Annotated in this window: 17 protein-coding genes, 2 pseudogenes and 1 riboswitch; of the genes and pseudogenes, 10 read left to right on the plus strand and 9 right to left on the minus strand. The window is 58.4% G+C overall.

Annotation, left to right across the window (positions count from 1 at the left end):
- The first annotated feature begins 424 nt into the window (after window positions 1-424).
- From EOB59_RS04735 to EOB59_RS37145, 5 genes and pseudogenes are all read left to right on the plus strand, one after another.
- Complete coding sequence (locus tag EOB59_RS04735) at window positions 425-1,189, plus strand: hypothetical protein (protein WP_245486530.1); 765 nt, start codon at window positions 425-427, stop codon at window positions 1,187-1,189.
- 1,002 nt (window positions 1,190-2,191) lie between these two features.
- A complete protein-coding gene (locus EOB59_RS04740; RefSeq protein WP_128287782.1) occupies window positions 2,192-2,971 on the plus strand; it encodes a hypothetical protein in 780 nt (259 codons plus the stop codon).
- Complete coding sequence (locus tag EOB59_RS04745) at window positions 2,972-3,154, plus strand: hypothetical protein (protein ID WP_128287783.1); 183 nt, start codon at window positions 2,972-2,974, stop codon at window positions 3,152-3,154.
- A gap of 27 nt (window positions 3,155-3,181) precedes the next feature.
- Window positions 3,182-3,845 (plus strand): annotated as a pseudogene (locus EOB59_RS04750) (hypothetical protein).
- On the plus strand, window positions 3,845-3,979 hold the full coding sequence (locus tag EOB59_RS37145) for a hypothetical protein (protein ID WP_281061708.1): 135 nt from the start codon (window positions 3,845-3,847) through the stop codon (window positions 3,977-3,979). Before EOB59_RS04750 ends, EOB59_RS37145 begins: the two are co-directional and overlap by 1 nt.
- 668 nt (window positions 3,980-4,647) lie before the next feature.
- On the opposite strand, the gene EOB59_RS04755 is transcribed toward EOB59_RS37145, so the two are convergent.
- From EOB59_RS04755 to thiC, 6 genes are read right to left on the minus strand one after another with little or no spacing between them, the layout of a single operon-like run.
- On the minus strand, window positions 4,648-5,463 hold the full coding sequence (locus EOB59_RS04755; protein ID WP_128287784.1) for a hydroxymethylpyrimidine/phosphomethylpyrimidine kinase: 816 nt from the start codon (window positions 5,461-5,463) through the stop codon (window positions 4,648-4,650).
- Complete coding sequence (locus EOB59_RS04760) at window positions 5,454-6,059, minus strand: thiamine phosphate synthase (protein ID WP_128287785.1); 606 nt, start codon at window positions 6,057-6,059, stop codon at window positions 5,454-5,456. The genes EOB59_RS04755 and EOB59_RS04760 overlap by 10 nt, the downstream gene beginning before the upstream one ends.
- A complete protein-coding gene (locus tag EOB59_RS04765; protein WP_128287786.1) occupies window positions 6,056-6,829 on the minus strand; it encodes a thiazole synthase in 774 nt (257 codons plus the stop codon). The genes EOB59_RS04760 and EOB59_RS04765 overlap by 4 nt, the downstream gene beginning before the upstream one ends.
- 1 nt (window position 6,830) lies before the next feature.
- A complete protein-coding gene (gene thiS / locus EOB59_RS04770; protein WP_024504260.1) occupies window positions 6,831-7,028 on the minus strand; it encodes a sulfur carrier protein ThiS in 198 nt (65 codons plus the stop codon).
- Complete coding sequence (gene thiO, locus EOB59_RS04775; protein ID WP_128287787.1) at window positions 6,997-7,998, minus strand: glycine oxidase ThiO; 1,002 nt, start codon at window positions 7,996-7,998, stop codon at window positions 6,997-6,999. Before thiO ends, thiS begins: the two co-directional genes overlap by 32 nt.
- Window positions 7,995-9,830 (minus strand): phosphomethylpyrimidine synthase ThiC, encoded by a 1,836-nt coding sequence (thiC, locus tag EOB59_RS04780; protein WP_063169414.1) that lies wholly within the window; start codon window positions 9,828-9,830, stop codon window positions 7,995-7,997. The genes thiO and thiC overlap by 4 nt, the downstream gene beginning before the upstream one ends.
- A gap of 103 nt (window positions 9,831-9,933) precedes the next feature.
- Window positions 9,934-10,050: riboswitch (TPP riboswitch) on the minus strand.
- 1,076 nt (window positions 10,051-11,126) lie between these two features.
- Here thiC and EOB59_RS04795 point away from each other — a divergent pair.
- From EOB59_RS04795 to EOB59_RS04805, 3 genes are read left to right on the plus strand one after another with little or no spacing between them, the layout of a single operon-like run.
- Complete coding sequence (locus EOB59_RS04795; RefSeq protein WP_128287788.1) at window positions 11,127-12,464, plus strand: metallophosphoesterase; 1,338 nt, start codon at window positions 11,127-11,129, stop codon at window positions 12,462-12,464.
- Window positions 12,465-12,466: 2 nt separating this feature from the next.
- Complete coding sequence (locus tag EOB59_RS04800; protein WP_127873393.1) at window positions 12,467-14,533, plus strand: hypothetical protein; 2,067 nt, start codon at window positions 12,467-12,469, stop codon at window positions 14,531-14,533.
- Entirely contained in the window at window positions 14,530-15,585 is a 1,056-nt protein-coding gene (locus tag EOB59_RS04805; protein WP_024504266.1) for a hypothetical protein, read from the plus strand. Before EOB59_RS04800 ends, EOB59_RS04805 begins: the two co-directional genes overlap by 4 nt.
- A gap of 610 nt (window positions 15,586-16,195) precedes the next feature.
- On the opposite strand, the gene EOB59_RS04810 is transcribed toward EOB59_RS04805, so the two are convergent.
- Together EOB59_RS04810 and EOB59_RS04815 are read right to left on the minus strand one after the other, a co-directional pair.
- Window positions 16,196-17,254 (minus strand): class I SAM-dependent methyltransferase, encoded by a 1,059-nt coding sequence (locus tag EOB59_RS04810; RefSeq protein ID WP_024504268.1) that lies wholly within the window; start codon window positions 17,252-17,254, stop codon window positions 16,196-16,198.
- Window positions 17,255-17,311: 57 nt separating this feature from the next.
- Window positions 17,312-17,508 (minus strand): annotated as a pseudogene (locus EOB59_RS04815) (insulinase family protein); the annotation flags it as partial.
- Between the two features lie 1,132 nt (window positions 17,509-18,640).
- On the opposite strand from EOB59_RS04815, the gene EOB59_RS35960 reads away from it, so the two are divergent.
- Window positions 18,641-18,802, plus strand: a complete 162-nt coding sequence (locus tag EOB59_RS35960) for a hypothetical protein (protein ID WP_245265355.1) — start codon at window positions 18,641-18,643, stop codon at window positions 18,800-18,802.
- A gap of 9 nt (window positions 18,803-18,811) precedes the next feature.
- Entirely contained in the window at window positions 18,812-18,952 is a 141-nt protein-coding gene (locus EOB59_RS35965; protein ID WP_245265356.1) for a hypothetical protein, read from the plus strand.
- A 464-nt stretch (window positions 18,953-19,416) separates the two neighbouring features.
- On the opposite strand, the gene EOB59_RS04825 is transcribed toward EOB59_RS35965, so the two are convergent.
- A partial coding sequence (locus EOB59_RS04825) for an FAD-dependent oxidoreductase (RefSeq protein ID WP_164895578.1) occupies window positions 19,417-20,116 on the minus strand: 700 nt, incomplete at its 5' end.

Raw genomic sequence — 20,116 nt, forward strand, 5'->3', positions numbered from 1 at the left:
TGTGACCAGAATTAGAACAATAACTCCCGGCAACGACAATCGCTGCGGAGCTATATTGCCAATATCACACACTTGAGTGATGATGGCCTAGAAGAGGCTAGGGAGCTTCATAAACTTTTCCGTCATCTAGTGCCGTTCAGGCACAAGGATTTCATTGGAATCGCATTTACCTTCTTTATCTTCGAAGCGGCATTTAGTTTTATCATTAGAAGGCTGCGGCTGAGCATAGGGGGTAAGTCGAGGAGGGAATTATGTCCCTTCCCGAAAAGCTTATACATTTTTAAGTCTGAGCATTGGGGTGGTATCTATGTGCTTCTGGCGCTGCGTGCTGACGTCTGTCTTCTGCCTTGCCCTTGCCGACTGCGGAACGTACGTTCCGAGCACTCGCGAATGGCCCAACGCAAACACGCTTAAAGAAAGCGACATGATCAGCACGATCATCAGAAGCGTTGGCTGCGAGCTTAGTTACACCGTAACGCAAGTGATAGAGAATGACAGAAGAGACGCAACATATCGAAAGACACAACAGACCTATACCGATTTCCTCAACAACTGGGGCGTTGAGGTCGCCATCAACCTCACGGTTGTCGAAAAGACATCGGTGAACCCGACGGTCCTTCTTACCCCACCTTCGGGCCCTTCATCGATATTCACTGCGGCTGCCGGACTAGCAGGTTCCGCTGAAGCGACCCGTCTGCAAAAGACGAACGTCTTTTTCACTGTGGCGGATTTGTACAGGCCCCAGTTATTCTCCGTCGATTCCACTAAAAGAGGGTGCCGCGACCCCCGTGGAAACAAGGAAGGCTCCCTCCTTGTCGACAGTGACTTGAAGCTGTCCTCACTTCTTGAAGGCCGCATCGGCGCCACGATACTCAATGTCGCTGACAGCCCGGGATCCAGCGTGCCGATCACCGGACAGAAAAACGTGCTTTCGCAAACCGTGTCCTTCAAGATCGTCACTTCCGGTTCGATCACGCCGACCTGGAAGCTCGTTCGGGCGAGTGTGAACCCCTCCGGAACATTCTTCAGCACAAATCGCGACCGGACCCACGAACTCGTGTTCACTTTCGGCCCGCTTGATAAATCGGTCAAGGGAAGGCCAACGGGCCTTACGCCTTTGGCCGAGGCTACGCATCTCAATACTCAGCTTCAGACCGGGATCAGAGGCTTGGTCAGTCCCCTCCAGTGAAGGTGTTGTTCGATGGGAAAATCAAGGAAAACAGTTCCCGAAGCGCAGAAAGCTGACAAAGCCAAGCGATCGAGTAAGTCGCGTACCAAAAACGACAAGAAGACAAAGAGTCAGGAACGCCTACATTTTCAAGCGTTGGTCAGTGTCGGTGCAGAGGACATAGGCACCCCTGACCAGATTTCCAGGATCAAGGAGGCTCTGAGTTCCAATCAGCTTGATGATCACATGATAACGGAGCTCATGCTTCATTGCGCTTCGGTGTTGGCTTTCAGGCGCTCTCAGGCAACTGGGTTGAAAGAGAAGACTTCGCCGGTCGACGGCAGCTGCTACAAGGGGGTAGGCGGAAGTGACCAAGTTACCATCTGGTCGAACGGGTTTGCTGTCGAAACCTGTTCCCGACAAGAGGCAAGAGATCGGGGAATCCCCGCCTGCGGATAGTCCTTAGGTGGTGTTCGGACTGGTGTTAGAGAAGATCTGCGGCCCGAATTAAGGGAGCGTCTTTGCAGAAGAATAAGCCTTTCGGCGGGCAAATGACCAATGATGTTTAACCGCAACACTAATTGTGGGAGTGGGGTCCGCCGGCCCGGTCGCTTTCAACTAGGCAAGGACCTGCTCGCCATCATCTTAGGTGTCTTGCGGACCATTCTGGGCTTCTATTACGGCTCCGCGGGATTTGGGACGGCGGCGCCGCAGGCCTTGACGATCTCGGAACTCGCTTGGAATCAGGAATCCCTGCCAAGCGGCAGTAAGGCATCAATTGCTGGAAAGCTGCCCGGTGGAACGCCGCCCTACCGCCTCTTCCATGCGCTTCCTGACGCGCTGGCTGACGGCATAGCCGCCGTGCCGCGTCGTGCGCCCGTTCCCTTGCGCGGTGCTCCCCCCGCCGGTTCCCGCATGCCGGGTCAAGGCGTGACCCACCCCCCTGTGGCCTCCTAATGTTTTGGAAAAGGACCGCAGTATGATAATGTTATGCAGGAATACTCGAAACAATAGGCTTCGACTATGCCCCGCAAATTATCCGCTCTACTGCTTTGCCTCCCCATCGTGGTCTTCTCATCAGTCAGGGCTGACGCCGACTGGTTTACTGATCCTTTCAAGGATCTAAAGGGGATAAAAGAAATAGGTCAGGTATTAACCAATGCGGTGCAAGATGCAGGTAATACACTGTCCAAAGGAGTTAAGGCAAGTCGGATGTTCAGCGGACCGGGAGAATACCCTCCTGAAAATTTCGGGGCATATGGTATTTTAGCATTTCCTGCTAAAGCTTCTGAGTTTGACAAAGATAGACATCTTAAGGTGTGCCAGGCATATCTAAATAGTTTTGTCTCTGCCTTCAACTTAGATCTGCCGCCAGCCGAGCAGATGGTTACAGTTTGGCCGATAAATGATGATAATATGTCCGACAAACTCAACGCGGGATCAAAGAAGGAAGACTGCGAGGTAGTTGTTTCGAATTTTGGTCTGTCCATGTCAACGGTCGCAATCGATTCCGCTAGGCGCGCTGGGTGGTCGCCTGACGGGAAAGGACCATTTTTGATTGCTTGGGCGCCAGGGAAAAGCATACGAGACGAGAAGCCAATAATCTTGTATGAGGACATGTCAAAGTTCGAAGAATACGGTGATTTCGTCGCCGCGATGAACGCCTGGAAGGGCGAGATACAGGGTGACAACGATTTATTTAAACCGGGATGGAACTTGGATAATTTCAAGAAAAAGATACGAGACGTATCAAATAAATACGGCAAAGAGATTGCGTCTGCTTTCGGCACCAAGGGCGGGTAGATGAACTTCTTACAATACGGTTCGGCCGGAGCTATTGGGTTCTTGATCGGCTTGGCTGCTGTCGTTTGGATTGAAGATCTAAACGCTGGGGGAATTTTTTTGATCATTGCTTTTTGCGTTGCTGTAGCCACTATTATTTTTGCTTTGGCCAAGTTACTGTTGGGAACTGGCGGCGCGAAGTAGGACGATGACCAGCAGACTGTTGAAAAAGTGGCTCGTGTTGATCTCGAGACTCGGGTGCGGCGCGATCATCCGTTGCGCCGCATTCAGGCGATTGTGAACGAGGCACTGGCGGCGTTGGAGCGGGACTAGGCGGCGCTGTATTCGCCGATGAGGCGGCCTTCGGTCCCGCCGGAAAATCTGCTGCGAGCGATGCTCTACTCGATCCGCTCGCACGGCTTTTGATGGAACGGCTGGAATACGCAAGGGCAGAGGAAAGGAGGCCAAGCTGTGCTTTATGGGACATGGCTTGATGGAGAACCGCCACGGCCTGCTGGTCGACGTCTGCCTGACACTGGCCGACCGACATGCTGAGCGGGTGGCCGCACTGCACATGATCGAACCTCGACCGGAGCGGCCACAGGCGATCAAGGCCTACAACGCGGAAGACTTCGTCAATGAGCTGCGCTCGATAACGGTGACGCCGCACGTGGCGCAGAATATGGGCGTCCGCAGTTCCGCGATCGACGGGCGCACGACGCGGCATGGCGACTATGCCGACAGCCAGCGCATCAGGAAGCGTTGGATCAAGGTCGTGGCCGACCAGCACCAGACCAGTTCCGCGGTCGCGACCGTGTCGGATGGACCCTCACCTTCGTAGCCGCTGCCTAACAATCTGGTGCGACTGCCAAAGCTCATGGCGGAGACCGGCTGATGGCCAAGGTTCGCAGCTTCGCCAAGGCCTTTGCCGGCCGCTGGTACATCGTCGAGACGGATGTTTGGGATAACGACTTCCTCGATTTCGTCGAGGAAGCGCATCTGACATTCGACGCCGAGCCCGGTACTTAAATCTCCCGTCGGCATTGGATTCGTGGTCCGGAGTGCCCAGCCGACTTCTGCGTCAGGTGCTGATCTCCCTGGCAGTCATTCGTCGAAAAGCCGGCGCGGGTCTGGGTTTACTTCTCCCGCGCCAAGCCTCTGGACCGCAGCTGAATGATCCCTTCTGGCGCGAAGTTCAAGGCGGTGAGAAACCAGACTTCTATGCGTCAATGTTCACGCTTCGTGCCTCAAAAGCCGCATAAATAGGCAGACTGGTATAATGGCCGAAATTATCTGTCGTCAGTTGAGCCTACGAGTCCAGAATTATCTGTCGTCGGCCTGACTGTTAAGTGGCTCATATCCCACCGCTTTTCGCCCGAAGGGGTTCCCGATGCCCTTCGGTCAACAGGTTACCAATGTGCCCGAACGACAATTAATTCCGAACTGGCGCTAAGGAGCTGTCTTCATTAGCTTATTGCGGCCCTGATCGGTAACCTAAGGCCACCCACACGCGGATTGGTAACCCACAGGAATAGGTTTGGTAACCCTTATCGAGTGAGGGCCGCTCGTACCTTTCGGCGGGTTCGTTTCAGTTCTAAGCCCGGGTTAATTCCGGACAACGACAGATAATTCTGGACGGCACAGTGGAACTCAACGCGTTGTAAGGATGGCATAGAGAGGCCCCTTCTCTAGTCTCGCTACGGGAAAAATTCTGGAAAATGGGTCTGCTTGGCTGGACGCAGAACGTTGTGATTATTCAGCCGGCATTTCTGAAGCTTCTCGAACACAAACAGCTTGCCTTCGCGCACGCTATCTTCGAGCGAGTTCGCCTTCGCCAGATGCGCCCCAATCGCGCTGGCCAGCATGCAACCTGTTCCGCGCATCGATATAGCAAGGCGCGGCGTGTCGAAGTGGATGGGTTCATGATCGGAGCGTAACAGAATATCGGTCGATCGAGCCCCCGATGCGTGGCCGCCCTTGATCAGCAAGGCGTGAAACCCGACCGCCAGCAATTCTTGGCCTTGCAGCACCGCGCCGTCCTCATCCATCGCCAATTCTGAGCCAACAAGGAGCGCCAACTCGATGAGATTGGGAGTGACCAGACGGCAAAGCGGCATCAGATTCCGCCTCATGGCGGCGATGGCGCCCGCTTCCAGCAGCGCCCGGCCTGAGGTCGAGGCCAGCACCGGGTCGAGTACTGCCGGCACTTGCGGATTTTCGCGCAGCACGCAGGCAACTGCAGCAACGATCTCTGCCGTCGCGAGCATGCCGATCTTAACGGCAGCCACCTCGTTGGCCTGCAGCGCCGCGCGCATCTGATCGGCCACCAGGCTTGGTGACGAATGTTGGATTTCCATCACAGCATCATGCGTCTGCACCGTTAGCGCCGTGACAGCGAGGCAGGTGCGAACACCAACGGAAGAGATCGTCTCGATGTCGCGCACGATTCCGGCGCCCCCGCTGGAGTCGGATCCGCCGACGACAAGCACATGCGGTTCTCGCCTCAGCGCCATCGATCTGTCTTTTCGATCCATTCTCGCGTGCGCGCTTGGGGATCGGCATTCAATGTGATGTCGGTGACCACCGCCGCGCTGTCCGCACCGGCCGCAAAGACACCGTCGAGCCGGTCAGGGTTGAGGCCACCAATGGCGACCAAAGGAACCGGTGCGACCCGGCGCTTCCACTCGTTAATCCGCCCGAGCCCTTGCGGTGCCCATTTCATCTTCTTCAGGATGGTTGGATAGATGGGGCCAAGCGCGATATAGTCGGGTCCCGCGGCCATAGCCATTTCCAGTTCGATATCGTCATGGGTACTGAGTCCGAGCCTTACACCGGCTGCCTTTATCGCCAAGAGGTCGGCGGTCTGCAAATCCTCTTGGCCGAGATGAACGAAGTCGCAGCCTTCCTCGATCGCCAGCCGCCAATGGTCGTTGACGATGAGCTTGCATTGGTGCTCGGCGCACAAGGCCTTGGCCTTCCGGATTTCGGCGCGCAACCCGGCTTCGTCCATGATCTTGATACGAAGCTGCACCAGCTCGACGCCGAGCGGCACCAGCCGTTCGATCAAGGCAGCGCTGTCGACGATCAGATAAAAGGGATCGAGCTTCATGAAAAAACGGCCCTGCCGACCATCGGTGTCGATGGCACGGCGACGTCGCGCGGTTCGAGCATTCCCGAACTGAACGCCTCACGACCGGCGTCGACCGCCTTACCGAACGCACGCCCCATGCCGACCGGATCTGCCGCCTTGGCGACCGCTGTGTTCAGGAGCACGGCGTCAAAGCCGAGTTCCATGACGGTGGCCGCGTGCGACGGCCGTCCCAGCCCCGCATCCACAATCAGCGGGACGCCAGGGAAATGTCCGCGCATCGAGCGCAGCGCCGTCATGTTGACCGGTCCCAAGGCGGAACCGATCGGTGCGCACCACGGCATCAGGACCTTGCAGCCCGCTTCCAGCAGCCGCTCGGCGACAACGAGATCGTCGGTGGTATAGGGGAATACCGCGAAGCCGTCCTCGCACAGGATGCGGGCGGCTTCAACCAGACCGAACACATCCGGCTGTAGCGTGTCGTGATTGCCGATCACTTCGAGCTTGATCCAGTTGGTGCCGAAGACCTCGCGCGCCATTTTCGCGGTGGTGACGGCCTCCTTGACGGAGAGGCAGCCGGCGGTATTGGGCAGGATTCTGGCGCCCAGCGAGCGGATCAACGACCAGAATTGTTCGCCGGCCCTACCGCCCGCCATCTCACGCCGCAACGAGACGGTCACCACCGACGTGCCCGATGCCTTGACTGCATCGGCAAGGATGGCCGGCGAAGGATACTGAGCCGTGCCGAGAAGCAGGCGCGACGAAAGCTCGGTTCCATAAAGCTCCAACATGCTAGCCGCCCTGCATGGGCGAGAGGATTTCGATCCGGTCGCCGTCGCTCAACTGGAACTCCGCGCGGTTGGCTTTGTGCACGAGGTCGCTGTTGACGGCGGTGGCGAGCCAATCGCCCTCATAATCGAGCGCGGCAAGCAACTCGGCCAGCGTGGTGGCGGCAATCTCACGCGCCTCGCCGTTGACCATCAGTTTCATGAGCATGCTCCTTGGTTCTGTCTTGACTGAAAACCAGGTCGGCAGCCTGGCGCGCCATGGCGGGGGCGAGGAGAAAACCGTGACGATAAAGACCGTTGATCGCGATGATCTCACCGTCTGTTTCGACGCGTGGCAAATTGTCGGGAAATGCCGGACGGACACCCACACCGGTTTCAACGATCTCGGCCTCACCAAAGGCCGAATGGAGGGCATGGGCGGCGCCCAGCAGCTCCATCATGGAACGCGCCGTCACCGGTCCGGCGCTCTGGCTTTCAATCATCGTCGCTCCGATCATGAAACAGTGATCGGTGCGCGGCACGGCATAAAGCGGAAAGCGTGGATGAAGCAAACGGACCGGCCGCGACAGCGAGACATCAGGCGTGCGAAGGATCAGCATTTCGCCGCGAACACCGCGCAGCCTGTCATCGGCCGCTGCCATTCCCATGCAGTCTATCTGACGGGCGAATCCCGAAACAGGCCGGGCGTCGCAGCCGAAGTGGAATTTGACACCCATGGTCGCAAGCTTGTCATGAAGTGCCGCCATCGCCGGGCGTGGGTCGAGGTGAGCCTCGTCGGGGAAGAGCAATCCACGCCGGAAGCGGCCGGCGAGGTCGGGTTCCAGGAGCGCAATTTCGTTTTCATCGACGCGCCGATGCCCTGACGTGCGACTGGCGAACCGGTCAAGCTCACCGGCATCACGCGGCGCGGCCACGACCAATGTCCCGGCCCGTGTCACCTGACCCGACAGCACCGCATCCCACCAGTCGGCAGCATCGCGTCCGAGATCCAGCACCGGCTGCTCCGCGCTTTCGCGCTCGCACCATGGCGCCAGCATGCCGCCGGCGAACCACGACGCGTTGCCACCAAGGCCATGCCGCATCTCGGCGACGGTGACCGTCGCGCCGCGGGCGGCGAGTTCGAAAGCGACGGTGAGGCCGGCAACGCCGGCCCCTTTGACGAGCACCCTCATGATGGTTTGGGAGCCTCTGGCACGACCGGTACGCCAGTCTCGTCCGCCTGCATGTAGAGATCGCCGCCCTCCCGGTATTTTGCCGCCATTGCCGCCATGCCTTCCTTCTGGGCCTCGGCACGGATGTCGTGGGAAATGCGCATGGAGCAGAATTTCGGCCCGCACATCGAACAAAAATGTGCCAGCTTGTGCGCCTCCTTGGGCAAGGTCTGGTCGTGGAAGGACCGTGCGGTTTCGGGGTCGAGCGACAGGTTGAACTGGTCCTCCCAGCGGAACTCGAAGCGCGCGCGCGAAAGGGCATCATCCCTGGTTTTCGCTGCCGGATGGCCCTTCGCCAGATCGGCTGCATGGGCGGCTATCTTGTAGGTGATCACGCCAATCTTGACGTCGTTGCGGTCGGGAAGGCCGAGATGCTCTTTCGGCGTGACGTAGCAAAGCATTGCGGTCCCGAACCAGCCTATCATGGCGGCACCTATCCCTGAGGTGATGTGGTCATAGCCCGGCGCGATGTCGGTCGTCAGCGGCCCCAACGTGTAGAACGGCGCCTCACCGCACACTGCGAGCTGCTTGTCCATGTTCTGCTTGATCTTGTGCATGGGGACATGGCCCGGGCCTTCGATCATCACCTGGCAGTCCTTTGCCCAGGCAATCTTGGTGAGTTCTCCAAGTGTTTCCAGTTCGGCGAATTGCGCCGCGTCGTTCGCATCGGCGATTGAACCGGGACGAAGGCCGTCGCCGAGCGAGAAGGAGACGTCATAGGCTCTGGCGATGTCGCAGATCTCCTCGAAATGCTCGTAGAGGAAGCTCTCCCGGTGATGGTGCAGGCACCATTTGGCCATGATCGAGCCGCCGCGCGAGACGATGCCCGTGACCCGGTCGACGGTCAGCGGGATGTAGTGCAGCCGCACGCCGGCGTGGATGGTGAAATAGTCGACGCCTTGCTCGGCCTGCTCGATCAGCGTGTCGCGGTAGACCTCCCAGTTCAGATCCTCGGCGATGCCGTTGACCTTTTCCAGCGCCTGATAGAGCGGCACCGTACCGATCGGCACCGGCGCATTGCGCACGATCCAGTCGCGGATGTTGTGGATGTTGCGGCCGGTCGACAGGTCCATCACCGTGTCCGCGCCCCAGCGGATCGCCCAGACCATTTTTTCGACCTCTTCGGCCATCGACGATGTGACAGCCGAGTTACCGATGTTGGCGTTGATCTTGACCAGAAAATTGCGACCGATGATCATCGGCTCGCTCTCGGGATGATTGATGTTGGCGGGAATGATTGCGCGTCCGCGCGCCACCTCGTCGCGCACGAATTCGGGTGTGACGAAATCTGGGATCGCCGCGCCGAAGGCTTCGCCGTCGCGTTGCAGCTTGCCGCGCATCACCTCGCGGCCGAGATTCTCGCGGATGGCTACGAACTCCATTTCTGGCGTGATGATGCCGGCGCGCGCATAGGCAAGTTGGGTCACCGCCTTGCCCTGCTTGGCCTTGAGCGGCCGATTGCGTATCGGAAATTCCGGTGTCAGGCGCTCGCCGGTGGCGAATCCATTGTCTTCCGGCCGGACGTGGCGGCCGTCATAGGCTTCGACATCGCCACGCGCCGTGACCCATTCGTGGCGAAGCCGGGCAAGGCCTTTTTCGATGCTGGTTTCGACTGATGGATCGGTGTAGGGGCCGGACGGATCGTAGACGGTGACGGGCGGTTCGCCGGCCGTCGGATGGACGGAAATCTCGCGCATCGGCACCCTGATCTGTGGGTAGAGGACGCCGGGCTTGTGGATTTTCCGCGAGGCGGGCAGTGGTCCCGTCGATACGGCGGGGGTGAGGGCATTCATCGTGAGGCTCCTTTGCTCATGCATTGGAGACCCAGTTCTGTGCCGGAAGGATGAAAAGACGCTTCTGTAGACCTGCTGCAGCAGGACCTCGGGCGTAAACTCCCGCAAAGCGCTTGCACCGTCCCTACGCCAGTATGAACTGGATCAGGTTCAACGGGTCACTGCGCCGCGAAAGCCAGCAGTATCTCAGCCCCTTGCCGGGACTCCCCTGGTGAATGCCTTAGGTTGAACGGGCTGACGCTATCTTGTCAAGCGCATTCGGGCGCCTTCGGCCGGTGGCGACGACCGGCGGCCAGCCGGGCGGAGAGCTCGCGCATGCATCGGGGACAAGTCACGCCCCGTAGACCGGGGCTGAATGGCCAAAGCCTCATTCGCTTCGTGAAGGATGGAGAAACTGTATTGGCCATGTGCGCGTATCGACCAAGTAGCTCAGGCGGTCACGGATGTGGTTATTCTGGTCGAAGGTGACGAACGGCCTTGGGGGTCACCTCCTTTAGGATTCAGAGGTTGGAAGACGGCTTCTCGCGATCACGGCCATCAGGAAATACCTGTCTTCGGCTCAACCTCGACATGGCGTCCGATCGACCGCAGATATACAGCTATCTCGTTCATGAGATGATCGCGTTCGCCGTATCCTACGCAGCTGTGGCTCGACGGCCCTCCGTTGCGCTGGCGTGAAATCAGCATCGCCAAAGACGTATCCCAAGTTGCCAATCGCGCAAATTTTGCAGCCGGCGTCCACAACTGCTTGTACGAATGCCGGAATGTCTTTTTCTTGCATGGTCTTCATGTCGAACCTCTCGTGAATGGCGTGCTTGCGCCCCAATCTGCCTTTTCAGCGTGTCCTCTGGGCGGCGCAAGCCCTGAGCGTGACTGTGCACGGGCAACCTCGACTATCCCATCTGCCACGCTCTTTAGAATCGGTGGGGTCTGGTGATCGCAGGCTGGGCCACTCAAAAGCCTGCAAGAAGAAAGTCATGGCGACCATTGCTCAAGATCGCAAGGGTGCGTGCAAGACCTTCCGTTGGCAGTCATGCACGCTCGCTCAGAGATAGTCCGGCCGCGGAAATTCTCCCTTATTCGTAAGAAAGCTCATTGAGCAACTGGGCATTGAGCAACTGGGCATTGAGCAACTGGGTCTCACGTCACGGGTCTCGTGTGCTTCACAGCCGAAAAATAGCCGCCGTGGCAATTCTCGAAAAGTGCAGGCTACCTCGTTAAGGACACTGCGGATGATCGTTCGCGCTTGGCAAAAGCGAACGGATTAGTCTATGGCTCTCGGCAGGGGGGCGAGTTATGCGGCGGGTGCGAATCCTTCAAGTAGGCGATATTCACTATCCGGACTGGCATCCTTCCTCTAGCAACATCGATGCCAAGGATAGCAAGTTCGCTCCGAAAATAACGCAGAAGCTACGCGCGTCTTCGCTGCGTGCCGTCTTGACGAAACTTCGGCGGCTGACGACTTCGAAGCCCTTGGATTCGATCGCCTTCATGGGGGATTTCACGAGCCGTGGCGACAAGACCTTCATTGCTTCGGCATTCCAGCATTTCACGTTGCTCTGCCGCGCACAGGGACGCAGTTCAAAGGCGCTTCCGTTGATATTCGTACCGGGAAATCACGATGTGAACCGTGATGACGCGCGCGAACTTGGACCGACTGAGAAATTCAGCGAAATGGCGAGTTTAGCCGCCCGCTTGGGTTGGCAGACCGTTCCCGTGGACCAACCCGTGCACTTCAGACTTCCGACAGGATCCGCAGGCGCAAACTTCATCCTCGTCAACACAGCGATAGGCAGTTGGGAGCTTCAAAACCTTCCCGCGTTCCTTCGTGATCGTCTCGAGGCACTCAGTCCTTCTACAGAGCCTGTAGATCTCGGCTCGCCGGACATCTCGGGACATTCGCCCGCGACACCTCCCAGCGATCCAGACAAGGAGGCGTCCGACGACGAGTATTACGGTCAGATGGACACGCCATACATCTCGCGTGAGATGCTTGCAGGCCTACAGGAATTGCTCCAGCAGCCCGACATGCGTTACGGCATCATGATCGGCCATCACAATCTGCTGCCACAAAAGACTCCGCGCATTACGCCATACGCGGAGATGCTCAACAGCGGATTTGTCAGAACTCAGCTGCTGCAGGGCAACAAGCCTATCGTCTACCTGCATGGACACATACATGCTGATCCGGTCGAGATCGTCAACGATCCAAGGTTTCCGGACGGCAAATTGATCTGCATCTCAGCACCAGAGATACAGTCAGGTTTCAATGAGCTCGTCTTCTTCACGACCGATCAGGGAGAGCTCGTCGGCATCCGACTTATACCCTACCGCACCAATGTCGCCGACGGGACGGTCATGGAAGGCGAACATTGCTTTATTTCCACCATGTCCAACGGCAAGGCCTTTCTGAACAACGACACGTTTGACCTGCTGCGCCGACTGCGCGACCATGCCACCAGGCGCGGGAATGGGTTACTCTTCTGGGACGAGATCACTGAGATTGCTGCCTCCGCCGAGCTCGGGCTAGATCTGGAAGACTCTCTTCTGATGCTCCAAGCGGCGCGCTTCATCGAGATAGACGGCCTCACCAAGGCAAACTCGGCTTGGCGCATTAAGGTAAGGGACGAATAGCGATGGAGAATCCGTTCGGCCCCAACAGGATCGAGTACGAAAGCCGCCCGATACTGTGGTTCAGTCAGAAGTCGGCGTTGATTTCTGCCGCCGCCAAGCCGGTCTTCGTCGCAGGGACGAGAGGCAGCGGCAAGACCAGCATTCTTCGCTCGCTTTCCACAGTCCATATTCTTGAAGACAAAAGTCTCGCGGACCAAGTCGGCAAGCTCGCCTGGTATGGCGTCTTCTTCCAGCTCAATGAGACATTCTCGCCCCTAATCGACAACGCCGTTCTGAACCTCATTCCGGAGCGGATACGCTTCGACACGGCCGCCGTGATCCCGCGGCAATTCGTAATCTTCTCTCACTATCTGGAGCTGAAGATAGTCGAACGCCTGCTCGAGAGCATCGGCCAGCTCAGACGCGACGGCCACTTGAAATACCGGGCCTCCGAAGATAGGGACGTCGCCCTGGCACTGCATCGCGAAGTGCTGCACTTCATACCCCAACCTGCCCGTCTCGACTTCTTCAGCATCGATGAGCTGCGGGGTGGGATAACCCGGTACGTCGACGAATGCTTCAACGCGTTCTTCTTTGCCGCCGATGCCGGAGCGACCGGCTTCAGAGCAACAGACCCTGGCGCGATCATTAACAAGGTCGCGACCGCGATCACTCCACTTTTAAATGGCCCATCTTTCGCCGGTGACAGGGCGCCCTTCTTCAAGATACTGATTGACGACTGTGAAGCACTGACACCGCTCCAACAGCAGTTCCTGAACACCTTGGTGAGAAAGACGCGCGGCAACGTGAAATGGGTCCTCGCCTACATCGGCGGCCTCTACGACACGATCCGGACGATCATACCCGGCCAGTCGCTCTCGAATGCTGACCGGGACGTCGAGAATCTTGATTCAGTCGATCCGAGGGAGTTCGCCACGCTGTGCGAGAACGTGTCGTCGCTTCGGCTGTACTATGCGCTTCCTGACCATCTGCGGAGTGATCTCGAGCGCAACGATGCGCTCAGCGCGTTTTCGCTCAAAAACCGGCTGGGGCGGCTTTCCGTCAATGACATCATCGAGCGGGTTATCATATCGGGTCATTCCGAGGGCAGAGAAGAGCTTGTGGCACTTGCTGATGCAGCACGTGAATTCCTCTCCGTGAATTTGAGGACGGCGGATCAGCAGCAATTCCTTCTTGATCGAAAAGCGCGCCCTTATGCCGAAGGGCTGGCGCTCGCGCTCATGAACCCGGAAATTAAGCGCCGGCCCATGAGCAAGGCGGATGCTTCAAATCTGAAGAGGTCGATCGCCCGGAAACAGGGATGGGCTTTTCTGAAAGCGTGCCAGATGCTGCGTCTGCATGACTACCCGTACGTAGGGCACCAGATCATCACATCATTGAGCGACGTCTGTATACGCGATTTCCTTGATATAATGGGAGAGATCTTCCGCCGCAGTGTTCCGAGTTCCAGTGATCCACGAAAACTGGTGGAATTCATCAACTCGGATTTACAGATTCATCTCGAACAGCAGAGACAGGCTGTGAACGCCGCCTCTCAACGGAAGCTTGATGGACTTCAGGCGCTTTCACATCCGTACGAAGAAGAGAGCGTGCGCATGGTGCGGGCGTTGGGTTACCTGACCGCTCGCCTCCAGACAGAGTTTGCCGAAGAAAATGCTCTAGGAACGACAGAGAGAGGCATTTTCAGGGTCGATCTAAAGGAAATGCGCTCGCTGGTGAACCGACTGGAGCAACCCAGCGGAAAACTGGACGAGGTCCTGCGTCGGGCGGAAAGGGATGGGTTTATCCGGGAGGTCTCCGCCGCCGGCAACTTTGAGGTGGACCGCGCCGACCCCGCATCGAAGGAGATGATGATCAGATTGCATCGGCGATTTGCACCTTACTTCGGGTTCTCCTATCGCGGCCCGTACGAAATCAACACAATCCCTGCGGCGCGGATGGTCGACCTGCTTTTTACCAGGCATCGGCTCCCAGAAGACTGGGCCGACTCGGTGTTTAAGGAGCTCGTCGCGCGGCCCGCACTCAAGACCGAATTCCAGCACTCGCTTTTCGAGAGCGATCTCGAATGACCGCTTCAACTGTCGAGTATCGAGTCTTCGGCCATCTGGCCGTCACCGAGAAGGCGAGAGATGCAGGTACCTGCGAAACGATGAAGGCAGATATCGCGATCGTCGCGCTTGGATGGGAAACGCGTTTCGCCGCGTTCGAAAACCATCTTGACCTGAAGGTCGGCAAGATCGTGGTTCTGGACTTTGCTCTGAAGGAAGCGAACGTCCCAGCCGTCGAAGAAAACCGGCGAAAGCTCATCGCTATGGGTACCCGATGGGGCGTCGAAGTGACTGTGATCACCCTCGAGCCTTCCATCGAGTATCAGAAGAACATCAATCTCCTCGATCACCTGCTCACTCAGATGGCCGCTTCATGTGGCTCATACGAAGGAAGCCTGCGGAAGGTTTTCGTCGAGTGCTCGACGATGCCGCGAATCTACATCCAATGGCTGATTGCGGTGGCATTCAAGAAAATGTCGATTCAGTCTCTCGAATTCGGGTACGCCGAAGGTATCTACGGGAACGCGATCGGCAAAGAGGATTTTTCCAGCGGCTTGGACCGATACGTCACCGTCCCTCATCTTCAAGGCAGCGGAGGAATGGGCGAAGAGAAAGTCCTGCTCGTGGGGATCGGAGGAGATGCAGACGTATTCTACGGATTGATCGATATCGTCAGTCCGGAACGGATCTCGCTCCTCGTCCCAAGAAGCGAGAAGAATGCGCATATCGATGCTTTGCTCGATCAACAGGTGGCCAAGGTACGTGAAACCCACCGGCTCGAAGATGGCGAAGTTCGCGACATCCAGGCTTTCGGGCTGATGGCCCACCTCGATGCTTTCGAGACGTATCTCGACGGGTTCGGCTCGCGTGCGGTGGTGAACGTTTTTGTCAGCGGCCCGAAGGTTCAGGCCATCGCTGCTGCCGTGCTCGCCTGCTCCGACAGCCGCGTCCATCTCAAGGCACGAATTCCCACCTCCTATGCCCATCGTGAAGTCTCAGCGAATGGGCGGTATCATATCTATAGGCTGATTGACCTGACATCCCCTGCCTGCAGCCTTCCCGGGACGTTCTGACACTATCTTGCATTCGAGTAGCATCATGGTCCCAGTAGCCGTTCCGCCAAGCCTTCAGCGCATGTTCGTGTCGCCCGATCCGGTCGATGGGGGACTAATTCCCACTTGGAAGCTGCTCTACATCAGATCAGGGGGAAATGCAGACTGGCAGAATTCCATAATTAGCGACTAGCTAAAACATATACTCAGGCGAGACTGTTCAGCATAGAAATAGTGAGCGCTCTCCAATATGTTAGGCTGCTGTCGCAGTAGCGCAACAAGCTCAGTCCTTGGATGGGTGGTATGAGGATGAGACGACTCAATGTGTACAGGCTCAGTCTTTTTATCGAGGCTCTCGTTTTTGTCGTAAGCGCGTTCGGTGCGACGTGGCTTACCAGCTTTGTGAACGCGCCATGGTGGGCATATGTGATTATAGCGGCCATCGCTATGGGCATGTTCGTAGCCGTGCGTCGGGTCCTTTCTGAGCCGCAACGTATGGGACTCTTGGCACACAACTCGGCAGCGACCTCTGCGTGAACCCAGGCGCCTTGAAAATGTGCCCGATGCGTCCGGATTTTTGGCGGTGATCTTCATCAAATGCGATGAGCTGCAATTTCTGGCGACGGCCACGCTAAGGGCGGGCCTCCAGCACCATGTTGAACGGTGTCTCCGCGGCGCGACGCAATCGCTTGAAGCCGCCGCCGGTCACAACCTTGCGCAGCCTCGCCTCACCGGCCTGGGCTCCAAGCGCGAGCCCGACTTCCTGCGACACGGATGCGGGCGTGCACACAAAAGTGGAAGCGGCATAGTAAACGCGGCCGACGGGATTGAGGTTCGCCGCCAGATGATCATGCGCGAACGGCTCGACGATCATCCACGTGCCGTCCGGCTTGAGCGATCCGTGGACATGGGTGGCGGCGCCCGTCGGGTCGCCCATGTCGTGAAGGCAATCGAAGAATGTGACGAGGTCATAGGTTCCGGGATAGCTCTTGGCGGCCGCCACGTCGAACCGCGTGTTAACGCCGACGCCGGCTACCTCGGCCGCCTTGCGGGCGCGCTCAATCGAAGGGGCATGATAGTCGAAGCCGACGAAGCGCGAATTGGGGAAGGCCTGTGCCATGAGCACGGTCGATGCACCATGACCGCATCCAACATCCGCGACGTCCACGCCGCGTTCGAGCTTCTCGACGACGCCCTCCAAGGCCGGCAGCCAGGAGTCGATCAGATTGGCATTGTAGCCTGGACGGAAGAACCGTTCCGTACCGCGAAACAGACACGCGCTATGATCGTGCCACCCGACGCCCTTGCCGGACTGGAATGCCTGCCTCACCTTTTCTTCATCGAGCCACAGCGCGGACAGGAACTCGAATGCGCCTGCCATGAAGGCCGGGCTGTCTTCATCAGCGAACACCAGCTCTTGCTCGGCGTTGAGATAGAATTTGTCGCTCGCTTCATCGTAGTCGACGTAACCCGCCGCCGCCTGCCCGGAAAGCCATTCCCTTACGAGGCGTTCCTGGGTGCCGGTGCGTGTCGAAAGTTCGGCGGCCGTCATCTTGCCGCCTTCGCGCAATGCCTTGAACAGGCCGAGTCTGTCCCCCAGCAGGACTCCCGCGCCCGTTGCGATCGCACCGAGATCGCCGACCATTTTCCCCAAGAATGCGTCCAACTTTTCCTGATTCGCTTCAGACATCTGAATCTCCCTTTGGGTTCAATCTCTCCAGGCGACGGAGCCGTGCTCGTCACGAGGCGCCTTGAGCATCAGATGCTCGAAGACATGCAGATATCCCCGGCAGCTCATCCGCGCTGCCGATCCTGCACCAGACCATATGGGTGACGACCGGCGCGGTGGTCGGGAATGACAGCCACCTCCATGCCGTTGAAAAGCAGGAAATCCGTCACTTTGCCCTCGTCGGTAACCGGCGGAGCCGGAGTGGTCGTCACCAGGGCAAGCCCTGTTGCAGCAGGTATCCTTGGGCAGCCTGTCAGAACATCGATGACTCCGGTTGTGGTGCCGGGGCGGGCGATCAGGGGCCAAGTGATTGTTCCGCGGCGGCTGTATGTTGTGGTAAGGTGATCATGCGAAATCTTGTTGGTCGGTCACGTGTTTTGCGGATGACCCGCATGTACTGTGCCAAATGAGAAAACCATTCAAACGCAATCCAGTAGATCTGACTGTATCCGACATTGTCGGAATTTGGACATCGCCGAACGCGAAGCGCTCGGGGCTTGTGACGATACTTGAGCGTGCTGCTTCGGAGGAGGGATGCGCCTCGAACCGGCCGCGAGGCCTTTTTCTGGCAACGGATATTCCGGCCGGGTTAGGCCGCGAGGAAAGCGACGGTGAATAAGAGGTAGAGGACCAACCGTTTTGAGCGGGTAGTTGCCGTGTTGCGCCCCCAGGCAAAGGCCAGCACCACGGAGCAGTATTTCTGGTGGCGATACTACATCGCCTTTAAGTGCCGGTTACCCGTTTTTACCCAGTTGGCCTGGTGCATTCAGAGCGAGGTCGTTGGAAACCGCTTATTGTGGCTATGAGCAAACTCGGGATGGAGGAGTGGACCCAAAAATTGGCAAAATGCCCCAGGGAGGATTACATGGGTCGCTCATTCCCCGTACTCGTTACAGGTGCGCGTCGCTACGCAAACAGCTTGCTTTTGACTTGGCGTTTCTTGCCGTTTCGGCATCGCTCACTAATTCGGCCGCTGCCGACACCGTGAACTGGCGTCAATTCGAAGGGACCAGCATAACTTGGGCCTACGACATCCACCCCTATGCGGATGCTCTCGCTGCGCAACTTTCCGGAGTTCGAGAAGCTGACCCGGCATCAAGGTCACGCCGGAACTCTACCCAGACGATTCTTACTGGAACAAGATGACGATCCAACTGACGACGAAGTCGCCAGCATGGGATGTGTTCGGCACTGGCATTCAGCCCGCGTAGGACCTCGCTCCGAGTGGCGCCTGCTGGACAAATACATGAGTGATCCGAAGCTTACCGATGCTGGATACGACTACATTCGGACATGATCAAGAAGTGCGCGGCTCCTTCCTTCGCCAATGATAACTGGAACCAGGTCGTGGACGGCATCTCGTCCGGCCGCACCGCGATGACGATCGACTCAAAAATGTTCGGCTTCTGGAACGATGTTGCGGGGAAGCCGGCATCCGGCAAGATCGCCTTCGCTCCGCCGCTGCACGCACCGAGCGCCACGAGCTTGGATTCTGACATCTGGATCTAGGCTCTCGCCATGAACGCGGCTTCCGAAAAGAAGGGCACGGCCTGGCTGTTCATCCCGTGGGCCACCTCCAAGCAGGTGGCGCTCAAGGGTGCCCTTGCTGGCCAGCTCGTCAATCCGCCGCGCACGTCGACCTGGCAGGACGATACCTAGACTAAGTACGCTTCGCAGCCCGAGTTCAACAACTTCGTTGACAGCTTCAAAAAGATACAGGATCAAGCCGCGCTGGCTTTCACACCGCGTGTCGGCTTCGGCGAAGCCATGAACGCATGGGCCGTGGCGATGCAGAAGATGGCAAACGGCGATGACGTCGAGACGACGTTGAGGGCGCTTGCCGAAGAAATCCGCACTGGCCTCTGATCAAAAGGAACAGGGCAGTACTATTGCACTGCCCTGTTCCCGCCAACGGCGGAGATCACGCCGTGTCACCCCAAGCACTTAAACCCAGCGCTGCTTCGCCCGGCCGCGCCGACGATTTTTCTTGGCCGCCAAGGCGGCAGCCTGCGGCCGGGGCCACAACCGAAACGACCACGGCGATCAGTCCGTAAGCTGCCCGGGGCAGCGGAAGGGCGGAAAGCGCCTTCAGGTGGCCGCACAAGTAGGGTCTCGAGACGGACTCAGCGCGGCAGCACGCTCGATCCCATCAGCGCCTCATCGATGGCGCGCGCCGCCTGGCGGCCCTCGCGGATCGCCCAGACGACCAGCGACTGGCCGCGCCGCACGTCGCCCGCCGCATAGAGCTTTTCGACGCTGGTCCTGTAGTCCCGGTCATTGGCCTCGACATTCTTCGAGCGGCGGCTGTCAATGGCGATCTTCATCTGGCCGGCCAGTTCCGACACCGGCCCGCGAGCGGCTGGCCCGGCAAAGCCGATGGCGATGAACGCGAGATCGGCACGAATGACGAATTCGCTGCCGGCGATCGGCTTGCGCTTTTCGTCGACCTCGCAGCATTTGACCCCGGTCAGCTGGCCGTCTTCGCCGATGAACTCGAGCGTCGCCACCTGAAACTCGCGCTCGGCGCCTTCGGCCTGCGAGGACGAGGTGCGCATCTTGGTCGCCCAGTAGGGCCAGACCGAAAGCTTGTCTTCCTTTTCCGGCGGCTGCGGACGGATGTCGAGCTGGGTGACGCGGACCGCGCCCTGGCGGAAGGCGGTGCCGACGCAGTCGGACGCGGTATCGCCGCCGCCGACGACGACCACATGCTGGCCGCCGGCGAGGATCGGATGCGACGGCCACGCCACCGACTGGATCGGTTCGCCGCCGACACGCCTGTTCTGCTGCACCAGATAGGGCATCGCGTCATGCACGCCGCCGAGA

This window comes from Mesorhizobium sp. M7A.F.Ca.MR.176.00.0.0, from assembly GCF_004023165.1.
Classification (GTDB): domain Bacteria; phylum Pseudomonadota; class Alphaproteobacteria; order Rhizobiales; family Rhizobiaceae; genus Mesorhizobium.